Consider the following 15,139-nt stretch of genomic DNA (forward strand, 5'->3'; position numbering starts at 1 on the left):
TGTCCGGTCGTCAGCGACCGCGCAGAGATCGCGAGAAAGACGATCCCGGAGAGCGCAGCGACCGCGGCTCCCCCACCGACGAGCAGCGCGGACCGGCCGGTCCGATCACTCATCGAGACCGGGAACGCAGGATTGCGCAGTACCGTGCCCGGATGCCTCGAGACGCTGGAGCCTTTGCTCGACATCGTCGTACTGCGCCCGGAGAATGGCCAGTTCCTCAGCGGAACGACGTATCTCTTCCTCGGCCTGCGACAGCTCCCACGACAAATGCAGAGCGACGCCGATCAGAAGCACCAGCGCGAGCGCGAAGATGAGGTTCGACGGGACTGCGACGCCGAGCGCGCGCGACAGCCCGAGCAGCAGCTGCGGGAAGACGGCGAGAACCAGAATGACGATGCCGATAATCAGCCACAGCGTCGCGTACTTCTCGCGTAGCTGACGACGAAGCAGCAACGAGATGATGATGGCGAGGACGAGGAGGGCAAGGCCGATGCCGGCGAGGACGATCACGCGCTCGCCTCCGTCGGTCGACGACGGCCACGCATCAGCGCGAGTGAGAGCGCAAAGACGGATCGCAGGAGGTAGATCGTCGATCCGATCGGGTTTTGGCTCGGCTTGCCATGCATGCGCGCACGCATCGCGACCGGAATCTGCGTCACGGTCAGTCCGGAATGGATTGCACTGACGAGCGAGTCGACCGTGTCCCCCAGGTACTCAGCCGGGTAATAGCGGACGTATTGATCGATCGCTCGTTCATTCGCGGCGCGAAAGCCGCTTGTGACGTCCGTCAACCTAGTCTTCGCCACTCTGGACACGACAGATGCGAGGAAGATCATCGCCCAGCGACGGGGGCCCCGCGCCTCATAGTCGCCCTTGTCTGCGAATCGAGCCCCGATCGAGATGTCAGCGTGCTCCAGTCCCGCGAGTACGATCGGGATCTCCCGCGGATCATGCTGTCCGTCCGCATCGACTTGGATCGCGCGGCGGTAGCCGTGGCGCTGTGCGTAAGTGAACCCTGTGCGCATCGCCCCACCGACGCCCATGTTGAACGGCAGAACCAGAACCCGCGCGCCTGCCGCCCGCGCCACCTGCGCTGTGTCATCAGTGGATCCATCATCGACCACGACGATGTCGTAGGGGGCGTTCTGATCGAGAATCTCGCGCACCGTGTTTCCGACATTCTTGGACTCGTTCCACGCCGGCATGATGATGAGCGTGCGCCCCGGGTCCTCAAGCATGGTCCCTCATCATATCAACGCACGATGACGGTCCCGAGATCCGGACACGCTTTCGCAACCTCCCCATTCAGCCCGGTGTCTGACGTGATGACGTCGATCGGACGTCCCATGAGCCTTCCGATCTTGCAGAGCTGAGCCGTCGAGCGGGTATCCCGGTAGTAGGCGAAGGTTCGCAACGCGGTGTCGTCGATGCCTCGCGAGGCCATCTGGATCACCCAGAACATGATGCTGTCCTCGTCGACGTCGCCGCTCCTCCACAGGACGGTCGTCGCATGCGAATCTGACAGGGCGGCGACCTCATGGAACACCCTGTCGGCCTCTCCATCGGTGAAGTAGTCGCCAGTGAGGATGCGCGCCATCGGGTCGCGAAGCAGTTGCGCATCCCGCCCATAGGCGGGGATGGTCGCCTGCACGACGGCTCCGAATCCGATCGCAGTCACCACGACCGCGACGACGGCCGTCGCCGTGGCGACAGCCGATGTCGAGAATGACGTAGCGAGAGCTATGGCGAATGCCACCGCCAGAATCACCAAGAGCGCGAGCAGCAGCCATGCGTACTTGAGCTGATAGTAGGCCCAGAGGTCCTTCTGATCGCGCCGCATCCAGAGCAAGAGCGCCAGTCCCAGGGATCCGCCCCCCAATCCCGCGATCAGGATGATGGGCGCCGCCTTGCTGCGAAACCTCCAGGCATACCAGACTCCTGCGATCAGGGTCGCGAGTCCCGCCAGCAAGAGCATGCGGCGACTGACCATGAAGACGGCTCCCGCAGCCTCGGAAAGGGCAGACCCCTGCTCGAGGTAGCTGGGCAGAGAGACCGCCACCAAGAACAGGACAACCTGGGCGAGGGCGACGATGGCGACCCCCAGCCGCCATCCGCGAAGTCCGAGATATGCACGCCACTGACCGACGATCGCGAGCGAGAGGGCCAACGCCGGCACCCCTGCGAGGGGAGCCCAGACGGCGAGAACCGAGGTCAGGGCCACGGAGAGGATGACGAGCGTTGCGAGGGGCCGCTCGCGTGCGCGTACGACCACGATGAGGCAGCCCAGCAGTAGAGCCAGAGTCAGATGGAAGTTCACAAAACCCAGGCCGATGGCGCCGGCGAGTATGAACCACGACAGCGGGAGGACGGAGCCGGCTGCGACGGCGACATATCCGAGGGCGTCATGGCGGCGCACGAGAGCAACGACGAGCAGGCCGGACATGATGCATGCGGCGACGATCGTCCAAGACCACATCTGGGTGAGCGCGAGGATGTCCGCACTGACCGTGGGAGTTACGAGAGCTCGGCCGGGAAGCATGAACAGCGCGATCAGGGCTGAGGTGAGCGGCACGGGGTTCTGACCCGGGCCGACCGTCAATCCGCCATTCTCCACGACAGCTCGTGCGAAGAGGACGTTGTTGGCCGCATCACCCATCATCGACCAGGAGACGGGGGATCCTCCGGGCAGCAGTTCCGCGACACCGATGACCGTGCACCACAAGAGACCGCCGACGGAGGCGAACCCGAGCGCCGTGAGGTCTCCCCTCGACCCGGCCCAGCCCCGGCGATACAGGACGGATGCTGCAATCACGCCGACGATCAATGCGAGCGCGATCACCAGCGCGATGGCCGGCACCCGGACCGCCTTCGAAAGCACGAAGAGAACGAGGGTCGACCAGCAGGCCGCGCAGAGGAGCACCACCACTGTGCGCGCGAGTCCCCAGCGCGTTCGAAGTGCTCCGAACGCCGGAACGGTGACGGCCACGAGCAACGCCGTCATCGGGCCACCCAACAGGGTCCAGACGGCGGCGCCGACCAGGACGGCGAAGTAGCCGATCAGCGCAGCGCGGCGCGACAATCGTCCCATTTCTCCTCGGGGCATCGTTCACGACCTCTTGTACGTTTCGGCCATGCGCTATGCCGACCCAATCGAAGGATAAACGCTGTCCCTGGCAGTTTCGAACGCGCTCGCACCGCCCAAGGCACGGGCTGCCCGAGCAGATCGGGGTCCGGACAGGCTCGCCGGGTAGGATACGTCGGTGAACCGAACCCGCTCGGCCGCCGTCCGGCTCGTACTCGCGATAGCGATTCCCGTCCTCGCATTCCTGTCGCTCGCTGCATGGGCGTACAGTTCGCCCGTGGGATCGAGCCCTGACGACGACTTCCATCTCGCATCGATCTGGTGCGGCCTCGGCGAGCGCGGAGGCCTGTGCGAGGCGACGCCAGAGCACTCGAACGTGCGCAGCATCCCGACCGCACTCGTCACCACGACCTGCTACGTGTTCCACCCCGAGCAGAGCGGCGATTGCTGGAATCCCGACCAATCCGGGATGACGACGGTCACCCGGGCCAATGTCGACGGACTCTATCCCCCCGTCTTTTACGCGACCATGGCCGCGTTCGCGAGTCGCGACATACCGACATCTGTCCTGGCGATGCGCCTGTTCAACTCCGCATTCGCCGTCGGATTGTTGACTCTCGTCTTCTACGCCCTTCCGCGGCGGATGAGACCGGCGCTCCTGATATCGGTGATCGCGACGAGCATCCCGCTCGGAATCTTCGTGCTGGCCTCGGTGAATCCTTCATCGTGGGCGATTCTCTCGGGCGCCACGGTATGGATCACCCTCTACGGCGCTACGCAGACGGTAGGCAGGCAGCGCTGGGTGCTCGCGGCGCTCGCAGCGTTCTGCGCATTCGTCGGCGCCGGCGCACGCGCAGACGCTGGCGTGTACGCCGTCTTCGCCGCCATCCTCGCCGTGATCCTCGGCTTCCGCAAGCGGCGGGATCTGCTCGTCCCGATCATTGCCGTTGTCGCCGTCGTGGTCATCGGAACCGCTTTCTACCTGAGCGCTGGCCAGGGCGGCGCGGTCATAACGGGCATGTCGAAGGGCATACCCCCGCTCACCACCGGCCAGAACATCGCGAATCTCCTCGGCGTTCCGACGCTCTGGTTCGGGGCGCTGGGCGGATGGGCGCTCGGATGGCTCGACACGGGACTGCCCGCAGTCGTGCAGACGGGCGCCGTGCTGGTGTTCAGCGGAGCGCTCTTCGTCGGCATCCGTAACGCCGGCCCTCGTCGAGCGATCGCGATCGCGCTCGCGCTCGCCGCGATGTGGGTCGTTCCCTTCGTCCTGCTCTACCAATCGCACGTCCTGGTCGGCGCGCTCGTGCAACCGCGCTACATCCTCCCGCTCATGGTGATCGCGCTCGGCGTCGCCTCCATCCGGCCCGATGCCGAGACCGCGTGGCGTGGTCTACGTTACGGGCTTGCCACGACGGCGCTCACGATCTCGTACGTGGTCGCATTGCACACGAATATGCAGCGATACACGACCGGTACGAAGCACCTGACGCTCGACCCGGGCACCAACGCCGAATGGTGGTGGAGTGTCGGTCCCTCGACCATGGTCACGTGGGTCGGAGGCTCGCTGGCATATCTCGCGATGCTCGTACTTCTCGCGTTCGTACTTCCTCGTCCCGCTCGGACGCTCGGAAGCTCGGTCTCGAGTTCCAGACTCGACGGCGCCGACCCTTCATCTCCGCCGCTCTCGAGCGAGCCCGCTCCGCGCAGGGAACCCGATCTCGTACGCTCCAGTACGGCCGAAGAACAGGTGACCACCCGATGAGCGACATCACCGAGCGGTCGCGAACCCGGGTTCTGATCATCACCGGCGACCTGATCGGCGAGAGAATGGCGGGCCCAGCGATCAGGGTGTGGAACATGGCGGAAGCACTGGCGGACGGATGCGATGTCCGGATCGTTTCGTGGAATCGGATCGAGCGCACGTCGGATCGCTTCGAGACCGTGCACGTCCGGGAATCCGACGACCGTCAGATGCTTGCGCACGAGCAGTGGACGGATGTCATCGTCGTTCAGGGGACGTCCTTTCGTGTCTTCCCGAGCATCACACGCAGCCACAAGATCATCGTCGCGGACCTGTACGACCCGTTCCAGCTCGAGCAGCTCGAGATGAACAAGTACGCACCTCCGGCCCAATGGGCCGACGAGGTCACGAAAGCGGTCTCGCTCCTAAACGAGCAGCTCGCGCGCGCGGACTGTTTCCTGTGCGCGTCAGAGACCCAGCGCGATCTGTGGCTCGGCGGCCTGTCATCCGCCGGCCGCCTGAACCCGCTCACCTACGCCGCAGACCCGACATTCGATTCCCTCTTGCGAATCGTGCCGTTCGGGCTGCCGGACGACCCACCGGTGCAGCGGCGTCACGGAATCAAGGGCACAGTCCCCGGTATCGGTCCGGACGACAAAGTGCTCATCTGGGGCGGCGGGATCTACAACTGGTTCGACCCTGTCACCCTCGTGGAGGCGATGGGACTGCTTTCGGCGGAGCGCCCCGAGGTCAAGCTTTTCTTTCTCAGCGCGCGTCACTTCAACCCCGACATCCCCGAGATGCAGGCCCTCACCGATACCGTCGAGACTGCTGAGCGGCTCGGCCTGATCGGCCGCACGGTGTTCTTCAACGACGCGTGGGTCGATTATGAGAAACGCGCCGACTTCCTTCTGGACGCTGATGTCGGCGTCAGTACCCATCAGCTGCACGCGGAGACGCGATTCGCATTCCGCACTCGCATCCTCGACTATCTGTGGGCCGAACTGCCGATCGTCGCGACGGACGGCGACAGCTTCGCCTCCCTCATCCGGGATCGCGGGATCGGGAGGGTCGTACCCCCCGGCGATGCTGTGGCTCTCGCTGAAGCGATCGTGGAGATGGCATGCGACGACGATGCGCGGCGCCTCGCCGCGGAGAACTTAAGAGCGGTTCGCGATGAGTTCACGTGGTCGCAGGCGCTGGCACCCCTCGTCGAGTACTGCAATGCGCCTCGTCCCGCCGCAGACCGAGACATCGTCATCAGACGTCTTTCCAGCGCCTCGGGGACGGTGTTCGAACGCATCCTCACGATGCCGCGCGGACGCCGCCGCGACTTCGCACTCTTCCGCTACTACTGGAGGCAGGGTGGACTCCCCTTGGTGCGCGATAAGCTGCTGACGCGCAGCGAGCGCCTCAGCCGGGAATGACGACTCGCAAACCCGATCTCACCGATCGCGGACGATCCGGCCCAGAGCACGCAGCGGAGTCGTCACCCGCCAGCTTGTACTGCCCCTCAGCGCGTCGATCTCGGCTTGGAGTTCGTCCTCATGAGCCGCGCGCTGCCGAACCTCCGCCCATGCACGCTCCGCGTCCTCCGGAAGCGTCTCGAGCCACCATTGCCGGGCGACTCTTTCACCGAGGCGCTCGTAGTCGACGCGGATCCGAGCCGACGTCTCCTCATCCGCAGTGAACAACGACTGAAGCTCGGGAGTCCGGCAGGTGCCGACCGCCAGCACGCCGAGCCCGTGGCCGTGGTCGAACGTGAATGAGCGGCCCGGTTCCGCGATCTCGTCCCACAGCTTCCAGACTCCAAACCCACCCTTGTGCTCGGCGATATCGTGGAAGAGGATCACTCCCCCATCCCGAACGGTCGATCGCCACTGCGTGTAGTCCTCGAGCGCGTCCTCATAACCGTGCCGGCCATCAATATGAAGCAGATCAGCCGACGAGTCTTCGAAGAGCGGCCTTGATCGACTGAACCAGCCGCGAACGAGCCTCACGGACTCGGGGTAGTCGGTCGCAGCGACCTCGCGAACATATTCGTACACGTCTTCACCGTAATGGCCTGCGAGATCATCGCCCTCCCAGCTGTCGAGAGCATCGATCGTTGTGTCGAGACCGAGCCGCTTCGCGGCCTCCGCGATGGCAAAGCACGAGTAGCCGAAATGGCTTCCGAGCTCGATAACCCTCCGCGGTCGTAGCACGTCCACGAGCCATGCAGCGAAGGGGCCGTGCGTCACCCACGCGGAGAGGGGCAGGTGCGCAGGGAGCCAATATGACGTCGGTCGCAGCCAGAATGACGATGCTGAATGAGCGGGCTCGGCCTGGCTGACTTCGAAGGACTGGTCCATCCGCCTCGTTGCACTGGTCGGGTTCTCAGAAGCATAGGCGCCGGCCGCGGCGGACGCGAGCCCGACGCTACTTGGCCGGGTCGGACACCTCCGGTTGCATCGCGAACACCCCGCTCCAACTGGATTCGGAGGTCAATGACGGAACGGCCTGGCGATACACACGCGCAAGCCGCGGCCAACTCAGCCACAACTTCATACGCAAGGCGACCATATCCCGGAGGAGTCCCACTGCGCGGCGTCGATCACGCCGAACGACGAATGCCCCGCTCCCGGTCGCGCTCGCGATCGACGCACTGTTGAGCAGCCCGAGCACCCACCATTTGCCTTGCGCCCGCTCGAGCGCCAGGTCGACCTCGCCAGCGCCTGCGGCGCCAGAGGGCCGGAGCTGGTGTCCGATGACACGGAAAAGGCGCACGACCGAGCTGACTGCCCCGCTCGGAGGTTCGGGGACTGCTCGTGAGCCATGCGGCAGCTCAGCATACGGCCGCACAATCTGACCGGTTTCCAACATCAGGGCGCGCACCTCGGGCACGACCTGCGCAATCATGGCAGGGAGGTGGCCAGGTCCGCGCAGAACGTCTCTAAGCGCCATCCGTCGCGCGGCAACAGAGCCGTACTGGAGGCACAGCAGGTGGTTCACATCCTGAGCGAAAGACGACGACAGCACCCCTCCCCCGTGCCGGGAACGTGAGTGCACGAGACAGGTGATCACTCTATTGCGAAGCTGGAAGTACGCCTGCCAGTCGAGACCGTCATCCTTACCTGTCCACGGCATGTGCCACAGCGCCGCGCCCGGCAGGGTGACGGTCGGCACTCCCTTCGAGGCGGCGCGAAGACCGAATTCGGCATCGTCCCATTTGATGAAGAACGGGAGTGCGGCCCCAATACGGCGAATGACATCGAGCGGCACAAGACACATCCACCAGCCGTTGAACTCCACCTCATATGTGCGGCGAAGAGCAGGCGTGCTCTCGATCGTCGAAGTGGCGAGATCGACGGGTGCAAGAGAGGGCGCGACAGGCGTCCACCAGAAACCGCGCTGCTCGATCCGCTCGCCGACTGAATGCAGGAGCGTCCGGTCGAGGAGATTCAGCATCTGAGCGCCGACGATGGTCGATCGAGTCACACGTGATGCGAAGGCGAGCATCCTCCAGATCGACTCCGGTTCGAGCACCACGTCGTCATCCAACAGGAGCGCATGGTCGGCATCGGTGTCGAGCGCCTCGAACATGCCCCGGCTGAATCCCCCTGACCCCCCCAGGTTTGGCTGGACGATGAGCGTGAGCCGCTCCCCCAGACGAGTCGATACCTCAGCGAATCCGGGCGCCGCCGACGCGGGGCGGTCGCCTTGGTCGACCACGAAGACGCGCACCAGTTGCGCGAGGACGCGTTCGTCGGACGCGAGTCGCTCCAGGACCGCCACACAGTCGGCGCCTCGATTGTGTGTGGTGATGCACACCGCCGCGGTCTGCATCCGCGCATCGTTCGCCATCCACCGCGCATCGCTCAGCGTCGCGCCGGTCTCTGCGGCCTCGATCTCGAGCCACACCCACGTCCAGGAACCGATCTCGATGTCCTGTGAGAAGGGACCCTCGGCCGAAATCTGGGCGAGAACTCGCCTGTCGACCGCCTCGTCGGCGGCGCAGATGAGAACCTTGGCGCGACCGTCCAGATCCCCTTCCACCAGCACGCGTTCGAGCCCCGCATGTTCGCGCCATGTGCCGGCCGGGAATGCCGCGAAGTATGTGGCGAGCGTGATGGCGGCGCCCGGCGCGATCACGACGCGAGTCCGCTCCCACGTCGCCGCTCCAGGGTCGGCCCGAAGATACAAGCCCAGCGCTTCCTCATCCCCGTCGAGGGGGAACAGGATGCGCTGAACACAACGCTCGGGCCGGTCCGCCGGCATCTGTCAGCGGCCTTCTTGGATGCGGACGGTCGCGGCCACCGGCCCGATCGTGGTGGGCTCGCCATCGATGATGAAGTGCGCTCCCTGCATCAGCGAGTGTGATGCGGCGACACTCACCCCGGAGACGTTCGCGTTGACGACGTAACGGCCCGGACTGAACTGAGCGCCATCCACGAGGATGTCCACACTCAGTTCCCCGTCGACGGGCGGTAGGTCGAGCTGGAGCAGATCAGAGTTCGACGCGAGCGCAATCTGCCCCATCGCTGTATCGATGCTGAATCCGATGTCCCACTTCTCCATCGGAACGAACGACTTCAGCGTCACGCGCATGACCAGTGATTCGCCCATCGAGAACGTCTCGCGGTTCTCTCCGTCCTCGGAGAGAATCTCGACCCCGAGGATGGCGATCGCCGTGCCCAGCTCGTCCGGACGAGCCTGACCGACAGCGTTGTTCGCCAGCAATTCACGGAAGCGTTCGATCGCCGTGCTTGGAATGCCGTCGAACACCATCTGACCGCGGTTCATGACGATAACCCGATCGCACAGAGACTGGATCTGATCAAGTGCGTGGCTGACGATGATGATCGTCCGCCCCTGCGCCTGGAACTCCTTGATCTTGTCGAGGCACTTGCGCTGGAACTGTTCGTCACCGACAGCCAGCACCTCGTCGACGAGCAGAATATCGGGATCCGTATGCACGGCGATGGCGAAAGCCAGCCTCACGTACATGCCGGATGAGTAGAACTTGATCTGAGTGTCGATGAACTCGCCCACACCGGAGAACTCCAGGATTGCATCGAACTGCGCAGCCGTCTCCTCCGCCGACAGACCAAGGACGGAGGCGTTGAGAAAGACGTTCTCGCGCCCGGTGAGGTCAGGATGGAAGCCGGCACCGAGTTCCAGGAGCGCCGCAATCCGCCCTCGCTGCTCGACGCTTCCGGACGTCGGCTGAATGATCCCGCCGATGACCTTCAGCAGGGTGCTCTTGCCCGAACCGTTGTGGCCGATGAGTCCGATCGTGTTTCCAGCGCGAATGTCGAGACTTACATCGCTCAGAGCCCAGAAGTCCTGCTTGTGCGCACGGCCCGCGCGTCCGAGCGTCACGACACGCTCCTTCAGCGAGGAGTCCTTCCTCACTGTGAACCGCTTCGAGACGTTCCGGATGCGGACGACCTCAGGGTTGGGAGCGGTGAGAGAAACGGCAGAGGATTGATCGGTCACGTGCTCACAGTTCCTGTGCGAAGTCGCCCTGCAGTCGCAGGAAGACGCGGTGGCTCACGAGCATCAGCACCAACCCGATGCCCAGCGCAATCAGCAAGCGCACAAGAAGGTCGGACGGTTGCGGCTGACTCTGGCCGGCCACCCAGAAGGCTCGTTGGAACCCAAGAACCGCGAGGGTCAGTGGGTTGTTCGTGTAGATCTCGAGTAGCACGGGGTTCGTGATGATCTTGCTGACCATCTGCCATGAATAGACGACGGGCGACATCCAGAAGAGCAGCATCGTCGCGACCTCCACCAGGTACTGCACATCTCGCAGGTAGACGTTCCATGCCGAGCAGAGGAGCGCAAAAGCAAGGCCGTACGCCAAGAGCACGGCGAGCGAGGGTACGACGAAGAAGACCTCAGCGTTCAGAGGCGGCTTGCCCACGAGCAGCGTCGCAAGAAGAAGCACGATCAGCTGAATGCCGAAGTTGAAGAGGGCCGATCCGGCGCTTGCGAGTGGAAAGACCTCGCGCGGCATGTAGACCTTCTTGACGAGACCGGCATTCGCGATGATCGAGCCGGTTCCTCCGATGGCGATCTCCTGGAAGAGACCCATCGCCGTGAGACCGGTGAAGACGAAGACGGCGAAGTCCGGGATACCCTTGGCCGCGCTGAGGAAGTGACCGAGAACCACGTAATAGATGGCGAGCTGAACAAGCGGGCGGGCGAGTGCCCACAGGAAGCCAAGGGCGGAGTCCTTGTAGCGGGCCTTGAGGTCACGCCGGACGAGCAACCCGAGCATCTCGCGGTGGGCGAGTATGTCGCGCACCGGCTGTATGTACCCCTGGAGGCCAGTGCCGAGCGAACCGACGCTGCGCATCGGCGTGGCGTCCAGGCGCGCGAAACGCTGTTCGGCGGTGAGCGTGTTATCGGGCATAGGTGCTCAATCCTAATCGTGCGTCAACTCCGAAACGTTCAGCGGAAGCGCAGGCGCCGTCCGATCGATCTGCGGGCGCGGCCCAGGGCCGCCCGGGCACGCAGTACGCCCTCCGCCGCTGCGACCAAGGCAGCCTCGGCATCTGGCCGGTGAAGCCTCGCATACATGGCCGCGAAATCCGACAGCGTCCCGTAGTCGAACACTCCCGCGTCTTTCAGAAGCTGAACCTGTTGCATGGTGCTGTCACGAAGTGTGCTCGAGAATTGGTCCAGGTTGTAGTCGAGGGCCGAGTAGCTCGACGCCAGATACTCCGCGTTCGCGACAGTACGACTGTGGAAGCCCAGCTCACCCGCTGCGTACGCAGGCATCCGCTCCAGCACGTGGGCGAGCCCCCCGTCCTGGTACGCCTCCGCGCCCCCGAACTGCGGGTAGGTCCAGTCATTCTCGACGAGTAGCCGGAGCGCGCGGGGCCGCGCCACGAACATCGATCCGAAGGGCGCGAGCGGAGATATCTCATCCACCGGCACGTGTATGCCCAGTTCGGCCGCCCGCGATCGGAACGCAGGCTTGTTCGCCCACCAGCCGTGACCCAGGCTCGGGTAACCGAGATGGATGGTCGGCGGGAACACGAGCCCAAGGCCGGCCTCGCGCTGGAAGAGGCCGATGAGATTCGCGGCATAGCCGGGGCTGTTCAACAGGTTGGTGAACTGCTGTCGCTGGAAGTGCCTACCCACGTTGTACGCATCCTGCGGAGTCTTCTTGGAATGGAGTTTGACGACGAGGTCATACTCGTCGCTGAGCAACAGATCCCGACATCCGATCAGGAAGGCCGACTGGTCCCGACCGTCGTTCGAAGCGACGACGCGGACTTCGGAGGCGCCCCGCTTCTTTCGCGAGGCGATGATTGAGCGGATCTGTGACGCCTTGGTCTCGTCCGGTGTCGTGACCGTCAGATCGTACGCGCCGGGGAGGTTGTCGGCGCGCTCGAGGATCTCTTCGGCCATGTCCGGATAGAAAATGTGTGCGGTGACCAGTATGCGGAGGGCTGAGGTCGGGTCGTAATCGACGGGTACATCTGGAAGGACCTCGAGCATCGCAGCATCGGCGTTCAGCGTGCGGGGTTCGACGTTGCGAGCGAGGTCCGCGTAGATCACGTCGACGGGATAGCCGAACTCCCGCACAGCATCCAGCGTCCATTTGCCGATGACTGCCAAGTGATCGAGATACACCGGCCACTGGAAGAACGGTCGGCGCTTGAGCGTAGGACACCCGGCGCGGATCAACTGCTCGGCGTAAAGCACCGCGTGATTCTCGACCTTGTCGGTCAGCGTGGGGAAGGCCACTTCGCCCACATAGCCGAGATGGGTGAAGTGCTCCGTGAAGATACCCTCGTGTTTCACCACCGCGTCCGCGTAGGAGTCCATCTGAGGGAGATCGCGCCAGTAGTCGCGCCATTCTTCGGAGAGGAACATGTCCCGTCGCACGCCCACCCAGTAGGACTGGAGGTGGTAGGGCAGGTACCCCGCATGGGTGAACGGGTTGGGCTCCACTCGCGTGTGATCAGTCATACCCCAGAAATGGAGCGGCCTGCGCTCCATTCGATCGAATACCGGACCGAACGGACGCACCGGCCCGAACCAGGTGTCGTTCGCGAGCAGCACTTCGTCGTAGTCCGCGATCTCCTCGCCGAGTGCATCCAGTCCCGCCTTGTAGCCCCAGATGTCGAATCCGCGGTTTTCTCGAACGAGAATGTCATCGGCGACGGGTGCGAGCCGGGACCTCCCTCTGTCCGTCAGATTCCCATTGACCACGACGAAGATGCGATCGCAGTGTCCGCGGAGATGGGAGAGCGCGTAGGGGATATATTCCTCGACGTCGCCACGGATGTCGTAGACGACATATACCAGCACCCGGCGGCCGTCGCTGGGGAACTCGATTGAGCGCTTAGTGGGGAAGGTGATCAGCTCCGCGGTCTTCATCGCCAACCCTCCGGTGTGCGCCCCCGCATGACTGTCGCCAGGATGCCGGCGCCACGCCGAGCGACTTTCAACACCACCACTGCGCGGAGCGCGATTTCGAACAGCGGCATGGTCAGCCGTGCAACGCGTGGGTGATTGAGACGAATGTACATTCGCACAAGCGCCACGACGCCGAGGTGGCCGGCGTCGCCTGCCCGTTGCATCAGCTGGATCTGCTCCACGGGCCACCCGCGGGTCGTCGCGAAGAGGTTGTCGGTCTTCGACTCTAGTGCGGTGTGGCTGATGGAGGCGTGCTCTCGCGTCAGGACGGTACGGGTGTGGTAGCCGAGCTCCGCTCCCGCGTATGCGATCAGCCGCTCCTGGATCCGTGCCAAGTCGCGATACTCCTGGCCGCCGCGCTTGCCATAGTCCCGGAACGCCCAGCGCCTGCGGACGAGCAGAAGCAGGGCCTCAGGACGCCCGATCCACATCCCGCCGAACGGTGCGAGGGGGGACACTGCGTCGAACGGGACCGCGATGCCAAGGCTCTCGGCGAGCCGGATCGCCGGATCGCGCAGGCCGCCCCACCCATGACCCATGATCGAGTTCCCGATGTGCATCATCGGGGGGAAGACCGCCCCGAGACCGGGCTCTCTCTGGAACAGAGACAAGACGTTCGCCACATATCCGGGGCTGTTCAGCAGATTGTCGTACTGATAGCGGCGGAAATACCTGCGTACGTTCATCGTCTTGTTCCGCATGCGCCGCGCGTGCACCTTCAAGACGATGTCGTAGTCCCCGCCAAGCAGCACATCGCGACAACCGACGAACAGGTCGCTCATGTCGCGGCCTCGGTTTGCGGGAGTCACGCGCACATCGAACGATCGCAATGCCGGATCATCAAGGCGCTCGAGTAGCCGCTGGAGCTTCGCCGCGCGCTTGCCGTCGGTCGTCGTGACGTAGAGGTCATATGGCGACGGGAGATGGGAGAGTCGCGCGAACAAGTCCTCCACGGACTCCATGTCGCTTACGTGGACGATCGCCGCCATGCGGAACGGCTGGGATGGGTCGTATCCGACGTCGCTGTCCGGCAGTACTTCGAGCATCCCACCGATCGCGTAGAGAGCCTTCGGCTGAATCGTGCGCGCCAGGTTCTGCCACACAAGCGGGAGTGGGAATCCCATGTCTCTCACGACGTGGAGGATCTCGCGGCAGATGACGGCGAACCGATCCAAGTAGGGCGGATAGAGAAAGAAGGTCGACCGCACGAGCAGTGGACACCCGTCGCTGAGCAGAAGAGTCGGGGTGAAGAGAGCGGGGTCGACGCTCGGGTATTCGGCGGCGGGAAACGCGAACGAGACGGACTGCTGCGCCAGCTTCATGAACTCGAGGAAGCCGCGCTCGCCTCGCCGGAAGGTGGCGCTGCTCTTCTCCTGCCAGTAGCGACGCCACGCATCCGACTGCAGTACGGCCCGCCGGACGACGGTCCAGGTCCAGGGGAGGTTCGGGGCGGGGAATCCAGCGACCGGGAATGACTCGGGTTCGCCGTCAGCATTCTCGACCATCGCCCAAACGTGGGCGGGGTCCAACGCCATTCTCCGGAAGATAGGCGAGAAGTCATTGAGCGGTCCGAACCACGAATCCCCCGTGAGGACCACTTCGGCGAATCGGTCCAGGCCCGGCACATCCTTGAGAACCGAATCGTAAGCCGTCTCGTCGAAGCCCGGGAACGGAACCTTCACCACGCTGTCGCAGACCGCGATCAGCCGTTCCCGTTCACTTTCCGGCGCGGTCGATGGCATAGCGACCACGATCCGCGCGGCATGTGGGCGCAGGGCTTCGAGCGCGTGATACACGAAGTCGTCGATGCGCCCAACGGCCCGCGAGACGGCGTATACGATCAGCCGGTTCTCGACATCCAGGTCCGAGGAGAGGTCGCCCGGCTGTGCATCGACCAT

Annotated in this window: 11 protein-coding genes; 2 read left to right on the forward strand and 9 right to left on the reverse strand. The window is 64.2% G+C overall.

Features of this window, described 5'->3' with window-relative positions:
- Positions 1–105: 105 nt before the first annotated feature.
- The 3 genes from AC0NZN_RS06010 to AC0NZN_RS06020 are packed head-to-tail and all read right to left on the reverse strand — an operon-like array spanning position 106 to position 3,088.
- Positions 106–510, reverse strand: coding sequence for a DUF2304 domain-containing protein (locus AC0NZN_RS06010; RefSeq protein ID WP_474591369.1), 405 nt, complete (start codon positions 508–510; stop codon positions 106–108).
- Complete coding sequence (locus tag AC0NZN_RS06015; RefSeq protein WP_474591370.1) at positions 507–1,238, reverse strand: glycosyltransferase family 2 protein; 732 nt, start codon at positions 1,236–1,238, stop codon at positions 507–509. Before AC0NZN_RS06015 ends, AC0NZN_RS06010 begins: the two co-directional genes overlap by 4 nt.
- Before the next feature lie 14 nt (positions 1,239–1,252).
- Positions 1,253–3,088: a hypothetical protein gene (locus tag AC0NZN_RS06020; protein WP_474591371.1), complete on the reverse strand. Its 1,836-nt coding sequence runs from the start codon at positions 3,086–3,088 to the stop codon at positions 1,253–1,255.
- A gap of 172 nt (positions 3,089–3,260) precedes the next feature.
- Between AC0NZN_RS06020 and AC0NZN_RS06025 the strand changes: the two genes are divergently transcribed.
- Entirely contained in the window at positions 3,261–4,847 is a 1,587-nt protein-coding gene (locus tag AC0NZN_RS06025; protein ID WP_474591372.1) for a DUF2142 domain-containing protein, read from the forward strand.
- Positions 4,844–6,253, forward strand: coding sequence for a glycosyltransferase (locus AC0NZN_RS06030; protein WP_474591373.1), 1,410 nt, complete (start codon positions 4,844–4,846; stop codon positions 6,251–6,253). Before AC0NZN_RS06025 ends, AC0NZN_RS06030 begins: the two co-directional genes overlap by 4 nt.
- An 18-nt stretch (positions 6,254–6,271) precedes the next feature.
- Here the strand turns inward: AC0NZN_RS06030 and AC0NZN_RS06035 are convergent, their stop codons facing one another.
- The 6 genes from AC0NZN_RS06035 to AC0NZN_RS06060 form a co-directional block, all read right to left on the reverse strand.
- Complete coding sequence (locus tag AC0NZN_RS06035; protein ID WP_474591374.1) at positions 6,272–7,066, reverse strand: class I SAM-dependent methyltransferase; 795 nt, start codon at positions 7,064–7,066, stop codon at positions 6,272–6,274.
- A gap of 178 nt (positions 7,067–7,244) precedes the next feature.
- Positions 7,245–9,083, reverse strand: a complete 1,839-nt coding sequence (locus AC0NZN_RS06040; protein ID WP_474591375.1) for a glycosyltransferase — start codon at positions 9,081–9,083, stop codon at positions 7,245–7,247.
- Between the two features lie 3 nt (positions 9,084–9,086).
- Positions 9,087–10,304: an ABC transporter ATP-binding protein gene (locus AC0NZN_RS06045; RefSeq protein WP_474591376.1), complete on the reverse strand. Its 1,218-nt coding sequence runs from the start codon at positions 10,302–10,304 to the stop codon at positions 9,087–9,089.
- Between the two features lie 4 nt (positions 10,305–10,308).
- The gene (locus tag AC0NZN_RS06050) at positions 10,309–11,223 is read right to left on the reverse strand and encodes an ABC transporter permease (protein ID WP_474591377.1); all 915 of its coding nucleotides are present in this window, start codon (positions 11,221–11,223) and stop codon (positions 10,309–10,311) included.
- A gap of 38 nt (positions 11,224–11,261) precedes the next feature.
- Positions 11,262–13,202: a rhamnan synthesis F family protein gene (locus AC0NZN_RS06055; protein WP_474591378.1), complete on the reverse strand. Its 1,941-nt coding sequence runs from the start codon at positions 13,200–13,202 to the stop codon at positions 11,262–11,264.
- Complete coding sequence (locus AC0NZN_RS06060; protein ID WP_474591379.1) at positions 13,199–15,139, reverse strand: rhamnan synthesis F family protein; 1,941 nt, start codon at positions 15,137–15,139, stop codon at positions 13,199–13,201. The genes AC0NZN_RS06055 and AC0NZN_RS06060 overlap by 4 nt, the downstream gene beginning before the upstream one ends.

The sequence above is a fragment of the Microbacterium sp. sgz311019 genome (assembly GCF_056135325.1).